At 42.3% G+C, this 17893-nt stretch carries 17 protein-coding genes and 1 tRNA gene; 6 read left to right on the top strand and 12 right to left on the bottom strand.

Annotation, left to right across the window (positions count from 1 at the left end):
* Positions 1 to 718: 718 nt before the first annotated feature.
* A complete protein-coding gene (locus HUJ21_RS09920; RefSeq protein WP_366483684.1) occupies positions 719 to 1756 on the bottom strand; it encodes a DUF4221 family protein in 1038 nt (345 codons plus the stop codon).
* Between the two features lie 244 nt (positions 1757 to 2000).
* Here HUJ21_RS09920 and HUJ21_RS09915 point away from each other — a divergent pair, with 244 nt between their 5' ends.
* A complete protein-coding gene (locus HUJ21_RS09915; RefSeq protein ID WP_291369276.1) occupies positions 2001 to 2210 on the top strand; it encodes a hypothetical protein in 210 nt (69 codons plus the stop codon).
* Positions 2182 to 2661, top strand: a complete 480-nt coding sequence (locus HUJ21_RS09910) for a nucleotidyltransferase (RefSeq protein WP_291369274.1) — start codon at positions 2182 to 2184, stop codon at positions 2659 to 2661. Before HUJ21_RS09915 ends, HUJ21_RS09910 begins: the two co-directional genes overlap by 29 nt.
* A 36-nt stretch (positions 2662 to 2697) precedes the next feature.
* Here HUJ21_RS09910 and HUJ21_RS09905 read toward each other — a convergent pair whose 3' ends face one another.
* The 11 genes from HUJ21_RS09905 to HUJ21_RS09855 all read right to left on the bottom strand — a co-directional run bounded on the left by HUJ21_RS09905 (position 2698) and on the right by HUJ21_RS09855 (position 12986).
* Positions 2698 to 3027, bottom strand: coding sequence for a hypothetical protein (locus HUJ21_RS09905; protein WP_291369272.1), 330 nt, complete (start codon positions 3025 to 3027; stop codon positions 2698 to 2700).
* Between the two features lie 742 nt (positions 3028 to 3769).
* Entirely contained in the window at positions 3770 to 4372 is a 603-nt protein-coding gene (locus HUJ21_RS09900) for a DUF6134 family protein (protein ID WP_291369270.1), read from the bottom strand.
* A 454-nt stretch (positions 4373 to 4826) separates the two neighbouring features.
* Positions 4827 to 5972 carry a DUF4221 family protein gene (locus HUJ21_RS09895; RefSeq protein WP_291369269.1) on the bottom strand — a complete coding sequence of 382 codons (1146 nt, stop codon included), beginning with the start codon at positions 5970 to 5972 and terminating at the stop codon, positions 4827 to 4829.
* Positions 5973 to 6035: 63 nt separating this feature from the next.
* Complete coding sequence (locus HUJ21_RS09890) at positions 6036 to 7172, bottom strand: DUF4221 family protein (RefSeq protein ID WP_291369267.1); 1137 nt, start codon at positions 7170 to 7172, stop codon at positions 6036 to 6038.
* A gap of 102 nt (positions 7173 to 7274) precedes the next feature.
* Positions 7275 to 8420: a DUF4221 family protein gene (locus HUJ21_RS09885; RefSeq protein WP_291369265.1), complete on the bottom strand. Its 1146-nt coding sequence runs from the start codon at positions 8418 to 8420 to the stop codon at positions 7275 to 7277.
* 745 nt (positions 8421 to 9165) lie between these two features.
* Positions 9166 to 10317, bottom strand: a complete 1152-nt coding sequence (locus HUJ21_RS09880; RefSeq protein ID WP_291369263.1) for a DUF4221 family protein — start codon at positions 10315 to 10317, stop codon at positions 9166 to 9168.
* Between the two features lie 373 nt (positions 10318 to 10690).
* Positions 10691 to 11179, bottom strand: a complete 489-nt coding sequence (locus HUJ21_RS09875) for a DUF4252 domain-containing protein (protein WP_291369262.1) — start codon at positions 11177 to 11179, stop codon at positions 10691 to 10693.
* A gap of 34 nt (positions 11180 to 11213) precedes the next feature.
* Positions 11214 to 11741, bottom strand: coding sequence for a DUF4252 domain-containing protein (locus tag HUJ21_RS09870; protein ID WP_291369260.1), 528 nt, complete (start codon positions 11739 to 11741; stop codon positions 11214 to 11216).
* Positions 11738 to 12160 carry a hypothetical protein gene (locus HUJ21_RS09865; RefSeq protein ID WP_291369258.1) on the bottom strand — a complete coding sequence of 141 codons (423 nt, stop codon included), beginning with the start codon at positions 12158 to 12160 and terminating at the stop codon, positions 11738 to 11740. The genes HUJ21_RS09870 and HUJ21_RS09865 overlap by 4 nt, the downstream gene beginning before the upstream one ends.
* Positions 12147 to 12644: a sigma-70 family RNA polymerase sigma factor gene (locus HUJ21_RS09860; RefSeq protein ID WP_291369256.1), complete on the bottom strand. Its 498-nt coding sequence runs from the start codon at positions 12642 to 12644 to the stop codon at positions 12147 to 12149. Before HUJ21_RS09860 ends, HUJ21_RS09865 begins: the two co-directional genes overlap by 14 nt.
* 269 nt (positions 12645 to 12913) lie before the next feature.
* A tRNA-Phe gene (locus tag HUJ21_RS09855) sits at positions 12914 to 12986 on the bottom strand.
* Positions 12987 to 13074: 88 nt separating this feature from the next.
* On the opposite strand from HUJ21_RS09855, the gene HUJ21_RS09850 reads away from it, so the two are divergent.
* The 4 genes from HUJ21_RS09850 (at position 13075) to HUJ21_RS09835 (ending at position 17853) form a co-directional block, all read left to right on the top strand.
* A complete protein-coding gene (locus HUJ21_RS09850; RefSeq protein WP_291369254.1) occupies positions 13075 to 14412 on the top strand; it encodes a 4Fe-4S dicluster domain-containing protein in 1338 nt (445 codons plus the stop codon).
* A 10-nt stretch (positions 14413 to 14422) separates the two neighbouring features.
* Complete coding sequence (locus tag HUJ21_RS09845; protein WP_291369252.1) at positions 14423 to 15220, top strand: (Fe-S)-binding protein; 798 nt, start codon at positions 14423 to 14425, stop codon at positions 15218 to 15220.
* A 172-nt stretch (positions 15221 to 15392) separates the two neighbouring features.
* Positions 15393 to 15881 carry a hypothetical protein gene (locus HUJ21_RS09840; protein ID WP_291369250.1) on the top strand — a complete coding sequence of 163 codons (489 nt, stop codon included), beginning with the start codon at positions 15393 to 15395 and terminating at the stop codon, positions 15879 to 15881.
* Between the two features lie 22 nt (positions 15882 to 15903).
* Complete coding sequence (locus HUJ21_RS09835; RefSeq protein ID WP_291369248.1) at positions 15904 to 17853, top strand: OmpA family protein; 1950 nt, start codon at positions 15904 to 15906, stop codon at positions 17851 to 17853.
* Positions 17854 to 17893 lie beyond the last annotated feature (40 nt).

Below are 17893 nucleotides of genomic sequence, written 5' to 3'. Positions count from 1 at the left end.
CAATTTCCCTGCATTTTTCAATCCTTGAAATTCAGCTCTTCACCAATAATCCGGATATTTGGTGATTTGATTCACCAAAAGTTCGCTATTTTGGTGAAAGGGGTATTCCAGGCTAATCAAAGGTTTGGACTTCTTTTCTTATTAAGGCAGCTACGTCAGTTTCAACCCCGGCAGGGGTTGGAAGTTATCGGTAGTCCATCTGCCGTGGGCTGCACCCACGGTTATTGTTGTTCAGGCCCTTCAGGCCTGGGATGATCCAGGGAATCTTACCCAACAGACTTAGAAATAAATGAGGATTTTATACCTCAATTCCAATAATGAAACCGTAAATCTCAAATTACTTTCAATCCAATTCTCAGCTAATCGAATCAGCGGCCTTCTTCCCTCATTATCAAACTCCTAATGCCGAAGCCTGAAGGGCTTCAACAACAATAACCCCGGGCGAAACCCGGGGCCTGCGGGAATCCAGCTTTCACGCAACCCCGGCAGGGGTTGAACAAGAGCCTGCGAACCTACCGTCCTTTTTGGAGATAAGGCCTCCTCTGCCAACCTCGGAAGAAATAACGGTGTACCAGCTTTTCAGAGTTTGCCATGCTGAACTCAGATAAATAGGGCTTGCAAACCTACAGCTGTAAACCCTGCTTTTAAAGCCATCAATTTTATTCCAGGATATTAATCCCTCCACATGTTAAAAAAATATTGCGCCAAAATTCCGAAATCAAAAATCTATGCTGAGCCGAACAAAACCCAATTCATCTTCCAAGTTCTCAAAAATCCAAATCTGCCCGTCTTTTGCGAAGTGGAATCCTGGCTTTTTGTTCAATTCCCTAACCCTTGTCTCGGAAAGTATATTTAAATCCTTGTCAAAAACGGTGAGGAAAACCTGGCTATTTGACGAAATGGCCTTACCATACTGATTTTTCTTATCTCCATATATTTCCTTAAATGAAAATCTGTAAAAAACCTTTCTTGTTTCATCCCAAAATGGGGGTAAGAAATTAATATCCTCAAAATAGGTTTGTTGAAAACTGTGATATTCTTCTGTGGATTCGGCAATATTGAAGCTGGGTAATTCTTTTTGATTCGGTACTAAGCTGCTTTCAACCGTTTTGAAAATTAAATCCATGCTATCGGGATGATATAGGTAAAATTTATTGGCATAATCACTACTCAAAATCAATTTCTCGGGTGATTGAGTAATCTGTATTCTAGGACCGAACCCTCCGGAGACTTGTCCATTTCGGGACCAGGTCACATAATAATCTTTTAAATCCTTAAATTTTTGCAAAGGCACCCTTGCGACTTTTTCATTTTGGATATCAACATGCCCCAAATAATAACTGTCGGAAACTGAATTAGAAATAATTCCAAAATGCATGTTTTCGTTATCCCAATTAAACAATCTGCTTAAATATTCCACTTCACTCAAGCCACTACTCACGGAATCAAAGTGATGATCCTGGATTTTCTTGCCCTCAAAGTCAAAGAGACCATACCTATTATTGGTATGAAAAATAATTTTATCATCTTTATAAATTGAAAAAGCGGATATCCAAGGACCTATTCCATTCGGCCCTTCAGTCTCAAACTGTATCTTTTCCTTTAATATAAGGTTGTTTAGATCGATTATTTCCAGCGCAATTTCGATTCTATTAAATACATATAAAAGTTCTTTGTTTTGGGAAATGCTTGCTCCAGCGAGACTTCCATTTAGAAACAAGAATTCATTCCTTGCATCTACGACCACAGTATCCATTGAGAAGGATATGGTTTTTGATTCATTTCCAGAACGATCATTGCAGCTGGAAATAAAACCAAGAATAAGAAAAGGAATCAGCTTAATAGGGTATGGGGTTTTCATTGTAAACTAAGATATTAGATTTTTTTCCTAAAACCAATAAAACAACCTTTTAATGAGCTCAAAATTCCACAGATCCTCATTAAAATTTCTTCGTTCTATCCATTAAACCTTATATTTAGGACATAAAAAAGCTTCCGACATGAAAATCAAGTTTCAGACCAAAGAAGAAAGCAATCGGGAACAGCGGGACGCATTTCTACGGCTGGCACCGGAAGATCGGTTCTATGCTTTTCTGGACCTTTGCGAAAACCTAAAGAGATTCCCCGTCAATTCAACCAACAAAGCCCCTTCGGACAATTTCATAATTGAAATCAAAACCCATGACAAAAATCTGGAAGGAAAACATTGATGCCTTTTTAAAAGAAGCATCAAAAGAAGGGGTAAAAATGCTTTTGGTTGGAGGCGGGGCGGTTAATTTCCACGGCTACCAAAGACACTCCGCAGATGTGGATTTTTGGATAGATACCTCCGAAGAAAATTTCTCCAAGCTACTACAGGTATTTCAACGAATGGGATATGAGATCGACAGCTTTCCCGATAAGGTTAAAAGAAAAGAACAAAATATATCCGTAAAATTCTCTCCTGCTGATCTGAACCTGGAATTGATTACAAATTTCCAGATTGGAAAAAGCTTTGATGAAGCCTTTGCAGAAAGCGTAAAAGTGGAAATAAGGGAACATGGCCCGTTTAAATGGAATGTCCTTAACTTATACGACCTGCTCGAAAGTAAAAGAAGAGCTGCCAGACCTAAAGATTTATTGGACATCTTAGAACTGAAATCCATTCATAAGTTGAAATAATTTACATTTTAAAATTTTTAGCTTTTCTCTCCCCCTTTATTTCCCCTTTTTAATCACTTTACAGAATTCCAGCAAAGAATATTTCCTCAGCCCTTCCCTCATCGGATAACCTTCTTCCACCCGTGAAATAACTGCCCCATTAGCTGCCTTCTTATCTTCCATGCTAATCAGGAACCCCTTAGTGATTTTAGGTGAAAGGGTATTTTTGATTTCAATGGCCCATTCGACCTTTCCGGATTTTACCAATAACAAATCACATTCCGCCCCCTGATGGGTTCTGTAAAAACAGTATTGGTAATGCTGTCCCAGCACGTTGATTATCTGCTTGATGACAAAGATCCCCGGTATTTTCCATATATTCTTCAACCAGTGCCTGTATATACCTTTGCTTTACCATGAATTAAAAAATATTCTATGTAAATATAAATTAAAAAGTAGGTCTTCAACACTATTTTACCATGAAAAACGAAAATTGAATATTCGATTTTATGGTAAATTTGTAACCTACTAATTTAAGATCGATTGTTCAACCCCTGCCGGGGTTGGAGGAAATAAGTATCCATCAGCCGTGGGCTGCACCCACGGTTATTGTTGTTCAGGCCATTCAGGCCTGGGTTACTTTAGGGAAATCGGTTGGTGCAGAATAGGAAATCAAAGGCATTTTATCTGATTCCAGACCAATTAGTCTGACTGGAAATCTCAAATTTCTTTCGAACCAGTTTCTAGCCAATCGAGTCATTGGACTTCTTTATTCATTACCATACTCCCCCTTGATGCCGAAGCCTGAAGGGCTTCAACAAAAATACCCCCGGGCGAAACCCGGGGTCTGCGAGAATCCAACCTTCACGCAACCCCGGCAGGGGTTGAACAACGCTCTGCCTACCAACTTTCCCATCCGGAAATAAGAGCTCCTCGCCAACCTCGGTGGGATATAATGGTGTATTAACCATAATCCGCTTTTCGACATTTGCAATGGCGAATTCAACTAAACAGCGTTTGCAACCTCACTAGCGAGGATGCTTTGGGTATAGGATTAAGTCAAAATACTACCAATCTATTCGGGTCAAAGGCTATCAACCTATCCATCATCGAATAAATTCAGCAACCATCATTCCTTACGCTGTATCACATAATTCTTGATGGGACTGTGCATGCTCACCTCCTGCAATTTACCATTCTCGTATTGGTAGTTGTTTTCGTTGCCTTCCACATAGGTATCGTAGGCCCCGTTTCCTTTGGAGCTAATGCTGGCAAATTGGCCGTGGTTTTCGGTAATCATCCTTTTTTTACCTTTCGGCTCCTCAAAAAACAAACGTACCGCACTGTAGTCGATTTTTTCACCGACCTGATCATTGAATTCATATTTATAGGAATTGGCCCGGATTTCATAGACCCCATCTTCCAGCCAAATCCTGGACAGAAAATCTCCCCGGTTGGTCTTTTTTTCTACGGTTGATTCGATAAACTGCCCCTGATGGTATTTTACCTTGGTGGTATAATCCAGGTTGATCCGCCCAAAAAACCAGAAGCTCACCTCACTTCTCAGCAAAAAATACGTGGTATCGGCTTTGGTTTCTTTGGTGGCTACCATGTCACCAATGTTGATGCCCAGAATGGAAATCTCATATTCATGCCTTTCCTGTGCCTGAAGCAGCAAAGGTGAAGAAGCTAAAATAAGGGCGGCAATTGCAACAAGTGGATTTTTTAACATGTAAAAGCTTATTTATATTCTGGTTAGACCAATGGGTTTTATTTAGACAACAACGCATCAAATTCAAAACAAGCTTAAAATTACCAAAAAATACTTCAAAGATAGGATTTAGGAAAGCTGATTTGTGATTCGGGGCGCTTGAATCGCAAATACAACCTGAATCACATTCCCCCACTTATATGTACTTCTATACCTTATGTGGTTCCTCCTTTTTTTGAACCATATAAGAAATATAAGGGATTATAAGGGTAAGGGCTCATTTTGGTGTTTTTTTCTGGAAATAGATCATTAACTATTGCTTAAAGAATAAATTGAAAAAGTGTCCTGATCTAAAAAACGCTTATATGTCCTTCTATGCCTTATATGGTTCCATTTTTTTGAACCATATAAGGTATTATAAGGGTGAAGATTCACTATGAAGCTTTTACAACACTTCTCTGAAAAAAATACGAAATCACAAATCAATTTCCAGGCGGACAAATCCCATTTCATCCTCCAGATTGACAAAGATCCAAAGCATCCCATCCTTAATAAAATGCCGTGAGGGCTTCTGGGTTAAAAAGGGGAGTTTGGCCTCCTGGATCAGGTTCAACTCCTCATCGTATAAAGCCAGGTAAACATTTACGCCGGAGGATTTTGGAAAAAGTCCTTCTGTTTTTTCGACGGTGAAATAATGCTCATAAAATAGCCTCCAATACCGTTTATTTTGTGCATCGTAAACAGGCAAAAAGTAATGGGGTCCTTCCATATACTGCTTGTAATATCGGGTGAATTCACCTGCTGCCCCAAAATCACCCCCTATAGCCCTATTTTCATCATCCAGCCACCTACTTTTAGAGGAAGCAACCCGTATGGAATCTCCTACAGGATCGTATAGGTACCATTCACTGCCGGTTTCCGCTCCAAACAAGACACCACTTTCCACCACTTCAAGATATGTACTTACTTCGTGATAGGCTAAGTTCTCCCCCGTGTTCAATAAAGCAGTATAAGTTTCCACTTTGTTTAATACAGGGACTGAATACCTGTAGATGTGCTTTTGATCCATGTCCACCCTCGCAAATTCTACTTCCTTGTTTTGGAATTCCTTGACAAGCCCATACAACCGACGATTGCGGATAGGGTCAATTTGCACACCTATCAGGGATTCCTTCTCGCTGAGCACATCCCCGGAAAATCCCTTTGGATCCACATTCCAGGTATGTTCAAGCTGGCCATACTCTGAAAAAAGCAGCGGCCCCTTCCAGGTGCTAAAAAATATGCGACCTCTATCCCAACCTTTGAGGGAATGAATGCTATTTAGTCCGTTAGGACCTTCTTTTTCGAAGGGAATTTTACGCTCCAGAGCCAGACAATCCAGGTCAATTTTTTCGAGCTGGTGCTGCTCCACATCAAAATTAAACAGGTAACGTTGGTCCTCGCTCAGACCGGAAAGCTCAAGCCCCCACTTGAGAAACAACAGTTCCTCTCCCGGATCGATCTGTACGGTATCTACGCTGATTGTGAGTTCCTGTATCTCCTTTTCCGCTGGAGATCCACAAGACATCAGCATAAAAATCAAACCAAATACAAAGCATAAAATGTCAAGCGGATTATTCATTTGAATTTAAATTGGAAATAGGGTGGATATCAGATGTAAAATGGGATATTCATAAATTCGAATTCACAAATCTATTTGGAGGCGCAAAAAACCCAGCTCATCTTCCATATTTACGAATATCCAGATTTTATCGTCTTTGGCGAAAGAAAAGTGGGGTACATGGTCAAGTTGAGGCACGGCGGTTTCATGAAGTAAGTTAAGTTCCTTATCCAATACCATCAGGTAGACGGCGGTGGAATCAGGTTTTGGAAATCCACCTGGAGGATGCTCATCAGGATAGGAATACTCATAGAAAAAACGAAAATAACGTTCATTTTCTACATCCCATATTAAAGGACCGAATGATACTTCCTCATACAATGCCACGTATGCCCGCTGAAAAGCAGCCTCATCCTCGGTTGCTAGCCTGTAAACCCCTTTTTTCTCATTTGCTGTCAGGGAAAGGTTGAATTCCTTCTTTGTTGATTTCCGGGTTTCAGGGTCGAAAATAAACAAGCTGCTTGACACTGTACTGCCCACTACCAGCTTATTCTCACCATAGGCCTGCATGATGAACCCTGCCGCATACCTTCGCCGGGAATTACCTTCCCTGTGTTCCAGGTTAAAGTCCCCATGCCTGAATTCCTTTGCCAAAGGGATATATGAAAATTCATCTCTGCCGAGGTTATAATACCCCAGTTCACTGGTATTGGCCGCATTGTCAACAATCAGCCCATAAACCTGTTCCCCCACTGACCGTACGGGCTGAAAAGCCTTCCTGTCAATATGCGTCACAGAAGTTCCCTTCAGCAAAGGGTTAAATTCCCCGAGTTTATTTCCCTCCCAATTAAAAAAACCAGCCTGATTGCTCGTTTGTATGAGCAATTTTCCGGAGTCAAGCGATACCAGGTAATCCACGTATTCCCCGGTGCCGTTGGGATCTTCCTTTTCAAAGGGATATTTAGCGGCCAACTCAAGTTTTTCCAGGTCAATTTTTTCTACCGTATGGTCAAAATCATTGAAGTTAAACAAAAAGCGGTTATCCTCAATAAAGAAACTTCTTGACGCTACCAGGTATGGAAAAACAAGCTGTTCTCCCCCATTAATCATCACCGTATCCAGGTTAAAATCCAGGCGGATTTCACCGGTTTTCTCCAGATTATCATTGCTCCCACAGCCTGCAAGAAGTCCAAATAGGAAAAAGAAAATTAAAAGCTTCATGTGGTTAAAATATTATTTAGACTAAATAATTAGGATTTTTTAAAGTAAATACAAATAAATTCGTGTTAAAACAAAGATAATTTAACTCCTCAAACCATCAGATTATAAATCAAAACCAAATTGGACAAACCCCATCTCATCTTCGATGTTCTCAAAGACCCAAAGTTTGCCCTCTTTGGCAAAATGAAAAGGTGGTCGATTTTTCATTTGGGGAATGGCTGATTCGGCCAACATGTTCAGGTCTTTGTCGTAAACCGTCAAAAACACCTTAGCTCCGGATGGCTGTTGAAAGGGGCTTCCCTCAGGTTTCTCGGCATTGTCATCAAATTCCATGATAAAGGAAAACCTGTAATACATTTCATTGACCTCATCCCAAACCGGGGGCAAAAATCCTACCTCCTCCAATATTCTCCTGTAAATACCGGAAAACTCCTCTATTCCCCCAACTTGTGAAGGATAGTTTCCCGTTTTCTCTATGGCCGTGAGTTCGCTGGTGTATTCATGATGCCGGGCCGCACCGGTGTCCTTGTCTAACACATACATTTCATTGGTTCCCTCTACACCTACTATCAGTTTATCACCTGCATTAATGATATACTTGGCCATGGTAAATCTCCCTCCATCAGCGATCTCTATTTCAAATTTCTTCGCCTTTTCGAAAATGGGAATATCAAACCGTTGGATTTTATCTTCTTCAACATGGATTTTGGCAACCTCCGTATTGCCTTCTTCCCAGCTGGATATTAAACCATAGTATACGTCAGTTTGCTCAGGAACCAGCACCGCAGAAATGAGGCTCTCCGTATCCGAAAGCTTTTCTGTCTCATCTCCCAATTTCTTAAAGTCAATTTGACTTTTTTTCTTCCCATTAAAGTCTACAATATTATCCTGATTGTAGCACCTGACCAGAAGGGAATTTTCATCCTTGAGCAGGAACCCATAAAAATATTGCCCCACTCCATCTGGACCCTCCTTCGACAGCATGATTTTTTCTTCGAAAGCCAGGTCATCCAGGTTGATCTTTTCGATAGCAAACTCCGTATGGTTGAAATTATACAGGTGTTTTTTATCCTTGCTAAGTTGGGCTTGATATAGGCTGGAATTCACATACAGGATTTCCTGGCCAGGATGAACCATCACGGTATCTATGGAATAATTTAAACGAACCTGATCCCCGTTTTTTCCCCCATCACTGCCTCCGCAGGCTAACATCATTCCACATAGCAAAATAAAAATTGACTGTTTCATAAGATAGGTGTTTATTGAGACTAAAAAATTAGGAATTTTATATGGCAATAAAAATAAATAATTGTTAAAAAATTATAAATAAACTAAAATTGCCAATTTGGATAAGTGATAAGGAATTCAACCAACAGCAGTGAAGAAGCTTTCTGGTAAGCGATTTACTCTGATGAACTTGCCCTATTCCCTAAAGGGAAAGCTGTCCGAATAAATGGCTTGGATTGCGGTCAATTATCCCAAAAATAACCTTAAGCCAACCTAATCAAGGATTAGAAACAAAACCCGGCAAATTTTACCATTAGAAGAATGTATCTCAAATACACCCAGAATTATATTAAAAACCCCTTATATGTACTTCTATGCCTTATATGGTTCCTCCTTTTTTTGAACCATATAAGAAATATAAGGGATTATAAGGGGGAGGCTTCCCGGATTACTTTATTTGCTAAATATACATGCTTAAAGTCGGCGGGTTAATGGTTAGGTCAGCAAATTCCCCCCGAATACATGAAAGCCCCTTATATGTACTTCTATGCCTTATATGGTTCCTCCTTTTTTTGAACCATATAAGAAATATAAGGGATTATAAGAGGAGGTTTCACCGAATACTTTAATGACTAAATATCCATGCTTTCCGTCAGGTTATAGGATAAATCCCAATACAATCAGAATAACTAAAAAATTCCTTATATGTCCTTCTATACCTTATATGGTTCAGATATTTTACAAACAACCTACAAACAATCCGAAATCACATATCAAAGCTCAACCTTACAAAACCCATTTCATCTTCTATATTCTCAAAAACCCAGATTTTGCCGTCTTTGGCGAAGTGGTAGGAAGGTGGCTGATCTAATTCAGGAACGGCAGATTCTCTCAGCAAACTAAAATCGGCATCGTAGACCGTTAGAAAAACACTGGCTCCCTTAGGTTTTGGAAAAAGACCATCCGAAGGACTGATTCCAACTTCGTATTCCAGCTTGTGGGAAAACCGGTAATAGACCTGAAGACTTCCGTCCCAAATGGGCTTGTGGTAAAAAATTTCCTCATTAGCTTTTTTATATAGTTCTTGAAATAAGGCCCTATCGTTTATTTTTTCAGGAAAGAGGGTCTCCCTTTCCCGGGGAAGCCAACCGTTTTCAAAAGTATACGCCTCGAAATCTTTTTCCCCGGGTTCCAGTACATACAGATCGGAGCTTCCCGCCAGGAACAGCAAGACCCTCTCATTTTCCACCTCCAGGTATTCCCCTCCACTTATATGTAATGCGGTCGTTCCATCATTAAAGTCCGATTGGTATTGCACGGACTTTTCGAGGAGGGGATTCCTTATTTTCCGGTAGCTTTTTTCTTCGGTATCCCAAAACAATAACCAGGGTTCTCTTTCCCCCGGAACCTTATAGATCCCTGCATAAGAAGCTGTAGTCTCTGGCAACCGTACAGGAAACAGCACGTTCCCTGCTTCCATTTCCGATGGGAAAGATGGGACTGTTTCCGGACCCACATCCGCCAATTTCTTGCCGCTACTGTCAAAAAGGGCATGATTGCCATATCCGGACATGAGGAATTTATCTTCCTCCACCAGTCTCATTCCGAACATATATGGCCCTATGCCGTCAGGCCCTTCTTTTTCGAAAGGAAGCAAAGCCTGCAGGGCCAATTTATCCAGGTCGATTTGTTCGATGGTGTTGGTTTGGCTGTTTAAATTATACAGGTATTGTTTGTTCCTACTCAGATCAGCAAAACGCAAGCTATTGTTCAGAAACAGGATTTCCCCATTGGCATCGATCTGCACGGTATCCAATGTAAATTCCAACACAGGTGCTTGTCCATTTTCATCAGAAGGTTCGCCTGATCCGCAGGCTGCCAAAAACAGGAAAATCAAGCCGCATATCAATTGCTTCATGGGTATTGATTTGATTGAAAAAGAAAAATACGGAAAAAATTATGCGCTTGAAAATTCCTTTCTATTATAAAGTGCCCGTCCAATTAAGTCTTTCCCGGACTTCACCCGATTGAAACCGTCGTGGTCTCGAAAGAATGCAGACCCTTGGGGTTTCTCCAACCCCGAGGGTCTTTTCGCGGAACATGCACAAATAAAACCGTCGAGGTCTCAAAGACCTAAACGGTTATAGACATTGACCCTTGGGGTTTCTCCAACCCCGAGGGTCTTTTTTCAGAACGTGTACTATTAAAACCCTCGAGGTCTTGAAGACCTCAAGGGTTACAGGGATGCAGTTTCCAAAATCTCCTAATTCTCTAACGCAGCCCTGAACCGATCAAATACCCTTCCCTACTTTGGCCAGCGCTTTTTTGTCGAACTGGCCTTCCAGCTCAATTACCATATATTCCGCATCCTCATTGGAACGGATCAGCAGCACCAGGCCTTTCATACTTCGCTCCCCCAGGGAATAGATGGAAATCCCGCTGTCCTTTTCTTCTGCTTCCATCATCAACTCATAATTTTCCCGCTGCAGGCCCTGAGACAGCTTTTTGAAATCGGATCGGGCCTGATCTCCACTTACGGGAAGTTTGAATAGCTTTACCCTTTCGATACTTTCGGTAATGGCTGAAAGGTTGGCTTCCTCAATATCGATATCCCAGCCCTTGGCAAAATCCAGGAAATTGCCCGCCAGATCCAGGTGGAAAAAGGATTCATCTCCTTTGTATTGATTGTAAAGCCGGTCTACGCTTTTACTTTGCCCAAATAGACTCAGGGGCAAACAGAATAATAGGGACAGGAAAGCGATGTTCAATGCATTTTTCATAACTGTAATCGTTGATTTTTAAATGGTAAATATTTTATTCCTTATTGCCCTGCCCGTATTCCTTCATGCCCGGGAGGTTGGTTTTTTCGGATAACATGTTCAGGTCCTGATAGGTAAAATCTCCCAGCATGCTCATTAGGGTGAATTCGGTATTTGCTCCCGAAACCATCAGCAGCTCTTTTATCCTGCCTCCTTCCTCTCTCACCATAAATTTCAGCGAACTCCCCTTATCCTTGATATCCATCAGTTCTTCGTATTTATTGCGGTTGAGCAGCCCAATGGCCTCATCAAACATGTTCAGCCCACTTACCTGTTCACCGGAAAGGATACGGATGCCCTTCACTTTGGAAATAAGAGAGAACAATTCCTCGGCATCCTCATCCCCCTCCACACTATTGGAATTCAGGAAGCCTCCTGCCATCTGCATCATTTTGGGGCTTATATACACTCGGGAAAAGCGCTCATCCTCCATGTATTTGTCATAGAAGCGCTCAATGGCATCTTCCTGCGCTTGTACCAGTACAGGTAAAAGCAAAACGACCAATCCTACTAATTTTTTCATCTTTGGTGTTGATTATTGATTTCATACCAATCTGATCCTGCATTCAGGTATTTCAGATTTTCCACATTTTCAAGTTGGCGGCTACCTTTATGGAGTTGCTCCTGTAAGATCTCCATGGCCTCCACCACCTGCAGATAGGCCTGCATTTGTTGCTGCTCCCGGTAGCTGGCATAACCCCACCAGCAAGCCATAAGGGTAAAGAGCAGGGCTATCCCGGCTACCATCCTTTGCCAGGGAAAAGCTGTAGCCGGTTTTGGGAAAGCTTTGGGCTTTTCGTCTCTTAAAGCGGCCATACCTTTTCTAAAGGCGGAATGAGGGTGATTTTCAGTCAATTCTTCCTGCTCCCCAAAAAGCAAACTTTCTTCTTCCAGGCTGCTTTCCCCCTTCCAATATTTTTCCCACAATTCAGATTTGTCCATTTCCATTGTTTTCCAGATAGGTTTTTAACTTTTTCCTTGCCCGGTGCAGGTTTACTTTCACCTGCTCTTCGGGCAATTCCATATAGCTTGCTATTTCCTGATATCTCAATCCTTCCACCTCCCGGAGGTAGAAAATTTCCCTCTGTTTGGCCGGTAACAGGTCCAAAAACCTGTAAACCATTTTCACCTCCCGGGAAAAGTCCTGTTTCTCGCTCTCAACCACCATCAGTTGGGAATCAGCTTCATCCAGTACTTCATGTTTTCCATCCCTCCTGATTTGCATCAGCGACTCATTTTTCAATGTTTTCACCATCCAGCCCACAGGATTCTTCATGTGTTCCAGTTGATTACTGTGCAGGAATCCCTTGGTCATGGTCTCCTGTACGGCATCCTGTGCTTTATCTCTGTCCTTTAACCAAAGCAAGGCAAAACGGTAAAGCCGGTTTTTAAGGGGCCAAATTTCGGTTTCAAAAAAGGACTTCATACAAGTAGATGATGATTGAAAAACCGAAAGGTTACACTTTTCGGAAAAATTTTTTTTTGTTTAGAAGTTTTTATGTTTTGGCAAGGTGATTCGGACGAAAATTTGAACAAGAAATCTACCCCAGGGTTTAAACCTAAATTAAAATAGTATGCCTCCTGACTATTTATTAATTTGCCGACACAAAATTATCTTGAGCAAAATGAGGAAAAACTTCGGAAATCCAGAAAATGAGGGCATAAAAAAAGCCCTGACAATGTCAGGGCCAAGGGTGGTGATGAGTGGGCTCGAACCACCGACTCACGGATTTTCAGTCCGATGCTCTACCAACTGAGCTACATCACCGCCGAAAGTGATGCAAAGGTAGGTATTTGTTACTTTTGTACAAATGATTTGGCTAAAAAAATAGAAGACTTAGAATAATCAATTCAATATGAGCAGCTTACCACAAATCCTTTTTTTACTGGTATTAGGCGGGGCAGGTTACCTGTTATACAGACGGGTCAGTTACCTCCGGCAGACCATGATGCTGGGAAAACCGGCTTCCCGCACAGATAATCCGAAAGAAAGATGGAAAACCATGGCATTGGTCGCTTTTGGGCAGAAAAAAATGTTCAAAAGATTGGGTCCTGCCCTACTTCATTTGGTCATTTACATTTCTTTTGTGGTTATCAACCTGGAGGTTTTGGAATTCATAATCGATGGACTGGCAGGCACCCATAGGATTTTTGCTCCGGTATTGGCCGGTTTTTACACCACAGCCATGAATATATTTGAAATCCTGGCACTGGGTGTTTTGGTCTCCTGTCTGTTTTTCCTTGTCCGTAGAAATATTACCAAAGTTCCTCGTCTGAGCTCAGCTGAATTAAAGGGCTGGCCAAAATTGGATGCCAATCTGATACTATGGATTGAAATCTTATTGATGCTGGCCATCCTGACCATGAATGCCACAGATCAGTTATTGGCTTACCGGGGTGTGGAAAAATACATTCCCCTGGGTGGTTTATGGATCAGCGGCAGCTTCCAATGGCTTTTTGACGGGATGAGTAATGCTTCCCTTGTATTTTGGGAAAGGTTTGCCTGGTGGTTTCACATCATCGGTATTCTGGGCTTTGCCGTATATGTGACCTATTCCAAACACCTCCATATTTTCCTGGCTTTCCCAAACACCTGGTATGCCAACCTGGAACCCAAAGGAAAAATGCCTAACATGGATGTGGTCACCAGAGAAGTACAGCTGATGCTGGGCTTGCAAAATGCTCCATCAGGCAATGAAACAGCACCGGCCGAAGTCGGTAGGTTTGGGGCGAAAGACATCAATGACCTTTCCTGGGTTAATCTCATGAATGCATTCTCCTGCACAGAATGTGGCAGGTGCACGGCCGAATGCCCGGCCAATATCACTGGCAAGAAGCTTTCTCCCAGAAAAATCATGATGGACACCAGAGACCGGGCGGAAGAAGTAAGCCAAAATATCAAAGCAGGGAAAAAAGGATTGGATGATGGCAAATCCCTGTTGGGAGATTATATCAGTCAGGAAGAAATCAATGCCTGTACCAGTTGCAACGCCTGTGTAGAAGCCTGCCCCATCAACATAGACCCCTTGTCCATCATTCTGGAGATGAGGAGATATACTGCGATGGAGGAAAGCGGCAGTCCTGCCCAGTGGAACGCCATGTTCCAGAATGTGGAAACCAGTTTTGCCCCCTGGAAATTCGCTCCATCGGATCGTTTCAACTGGGCATCAGAAATCAATAAAGAAGCTAAGTAACCCAATGAGCATGAACAATACTACCTATCAAGTTCCCACCATGGCGGAAAAAACCGCGGCCGGTGAAAGTCCGGAGGTCCTCTTCTGGGTGGGATGTGCCGGATCTTTTGATGAACGCTATAAGGCCGTCACCCTGGCTTTTGTGAAAATATTGAATAAAGTCGGAATCAACTTTGCCGTATTAGGTGAAGAGGAAACCTGTACCGGCGACCCTGCCAGACGGGCCGGCAATGAATTCCTGTTTCAGATGCAGGCCATGAGCAATATTCAGGTACTGGACGGCTACCAGGTGAAAAAAATTGTCACTGCCTGCCCCCACTGCTTCAATACCCTGAAAAACGAATACCCCGCCCTAGGGGGAAATTATGAAGTCATGCATCATTCCCAGTTTTTACAGGGACTCATTAATGAAGGCAAAATTGTCATGAAGGGTGGAGGTTCATTTAAAGGTAAAAAGATCACCTTCCACGATAGCTGTTTCCTGGGTCGCGCCAATAATGTATACGAGGCACCCAGGGATGTGATCAAAGCTCTGGACATGGAACTGGTGGAAATGAAGCGGTGCCGCTCCAAGGGACTGTGCTGTGGCGCAGGTGGTGCCCAGATGTTTAAGGAGCCCGAAAAAGGTAAAAAAGATATTAATATAGAAAGAACCGAAGAGGCATTGAAGACTGGTGCCCAAACCGTAGCTGTCGGCTGTCCTTTCTGTTTGACCATGATGGCAGATGGTATAAAAAACAAGGAAAAAGAAAAGGAGGTCAATGTGCTGGACCTGGCCGAACTGATAGCCAAAGACCAGAATTTATAGAATAAGCTGATACAGGCCAACTTGCCTGTGTTTCGGTATTTTGGTTTTTTTAAACGATCTTAAAGTATATTTTGTATCATTATAAAATCAATTTACGTTTAACCTGTAATTGGTAATAAACGGATGACAAAACCATTAACAATTTATTCATTAAAAACAAAGGAGCCAAAGCATGTATTTACCTTTTGAAGATATGCCCCATGAGGCAAGAATTTGGGTGTATCAGGCAGACAGACCATTTGATGAAAAGGAAAAAACCTGGATCATCTCCAAATTAGTGACTTTCTGTAACCAGTGGAATACCCACGGCAGCCTGATGCCGAGTTCTTTTGATATCAAATACGACCAATTCATTGTCCTGGCAGTGGATGAAAGTAAACTGGGCGCAAGTGGTTGCTCCATCGACAGTTCGGTAAAGATCCTTAGGGAAATTGAAACCGAATTGGACATCAACCTCCTGGATAGCGGTAAGGTTTCCTACATGGATTCCCATGGCGTTAAAGTAGCCTTTCTGCCTGAAATCAGGAAACATATCAATGAAGGATCACTACAAGCCCAAAGTAAAGTATTCAATCCGGGCGTTAACAAAATAGCAGATTTGGAAAACCAATGGTTGATACCGGCAGATCATAGCTGGTTAAAAAAGTATTTCGCCAAATAAATCTGTAAGGGAAGCTATTCACATGAAAAAAGCAACGCATTCCAGTCTAATCAGTTCATTCTTACTCCTGGGGGGATTTCTGTTACTGCAGGTGGCCTGTACCAGTCTGCAACAAAAAGCCCAAAATCAATTCAGTGCGGGAGAGTATCAGGTAGCCATCAACTCCTATTCGAAATTGCTGGAAAAAGAACCCGACAACAGTAAGGCCAACTTGTATATGGCAGAAAGTTACCGGCTTTCCAACAGAGTGGAAAAAGCAGCTGAGTTTTATGAAAAAGTTTCCGAAGAGGATGCTACCTTCGAAAGCCAATACTACCAGGGGAAAAGCTTGAAAGGGCAAGGCCTCTACGAAGAAGCAACGGCAGCTTTTGAGGCGGCCAAAAAATTGACCATGGACGATGAAAGAATTGCCCTGGCTGAAAAGGAAATCCAAAATATTGAGGCCATTTCGTCCATAGAGCCCATATGGCCCAACCACGAATTGGAAAACTATGAGCTTTTAAACACCTCCGGAATAGATTACGCTCCGGTATTAAGTGAAAATTACCTTTATTTCACCAGTTCCAGGGGAGCCGGAGATATTTATCCGGCTACAGGACAAGGTTATACCCGCTTGTTCAGGGCCCGCGCTGAAGGGGTAAATGTAGATGCTCAGAATGTTCAGACCCTTCCTGAATTTCAGAATGAAGGAGGATTGAATCAGGGAGCCATTGCGATCAGTCCCGATGGCAATACCATCATTTACGCACGAGGTAACGCTGGCACTAAAAACGATCTCCCCGATGTGAGCTTATTTGCATCCTATTTCAGAGGCGGTGGATTTACGGAGCCCATTTTCATGCCCGTAAATGGGGAACCGGAATACTGGAACTCTACTCCTGCATTTAGCCCTGATGGAGAAGTCCTTTATTTTGCTTCCAACAGACCGGGAGGATTTGGAGGATCCGACCTCTACAAATCCACTAAATTGGCCAATGGAGATTTTGGAAATGTAGTCAATATGGGCCCTGAGATCAACACCCCAGGCAATGAAATGTTTCCGCGTCCCATGTCCAACGGGGAATTTTATTTTTCCTCTGACGGTCATCCAGGTTATGGCAAGCTGGACCTGTTCGTTTATAAAGAAGAAGATGGCAAAGCTGTTGTCCGTAACCTTGGTCCCAATTTTAATTCATTGGCAGATGATTTTGGGATCTTTTTTACCGATTATCCCAAAGAAGGCTTCATTACTTCCAACCGCGAGGGAGGAAAGGGAGATGACGACATTTATTATTTCAAAGACATGACCCCTCCACCAAAAGTGGTCAATGTATTGCTGAACGTGGAGACCAGGGAAAGACTAGAGAACGGCGAGGAGAAAATTCTACCCCAAACCCGGGTAGTTTTGTACGATGAAAACAACCAGACCATCGACGGTAACTTCTCCAGCCAAAACGGTAGGTTAAGATTCCCGCTGGAACCGGAAAAAAATTACTCCATGATCGCTTCCAAAAATGGCTATTTCACCAAAAGCATTCCTTACAGTACCGTAGGCAAAACGCCTTCCCAGGATGAACTTATCGAGCAGGTTACAAACATTACCCTGGATACCACCATTGTTCTGGAACAATTGGTTTTGGAACGGGCCATCGTACTTGAAAACATCTATTATGATCTGGATAAAGCTGAAATACGACCTGATGCAGCGCAAGAATTGGATAAACTTGTCCAAATCCTGAAAGACAATCCCGGAATCAGGATAGAACTCAGCAGCCATACCGATGCCCGGGCCAGTGATGCCTACAATGACGACCTTTCTCAGAGAAGGGCAGAATCTGCTGTGGAATACATCGTCTCTCAGGGAATTGACAGTGACCGTCTGGAAGCCAGGGGATACGGGGAGAGACAGCTGATCATAGAAAATGCCCAAACCGAAGAAGAGCACCAAACCAACAGAAGGACGGAGTTTAAGGTAATAGAAATCACGGACTAAAATTCTTATCTTTGCGGCTTATCTGTTTTTTTCAAAGCCA

This window comes from Cyclobacterium sp., from assembly GCF_014762705.1.
Lineage (GTDB): Bacteria > Bacteroidota > Bacteroidia > Cytophagales > Cyclobacteriaceae > Cyclobacterium.
The sequence above is the reverse complement of the archived record's forward strand: the minus strand, read 5'-3'. Positions and strand labels throughout refer to the sequence as shown.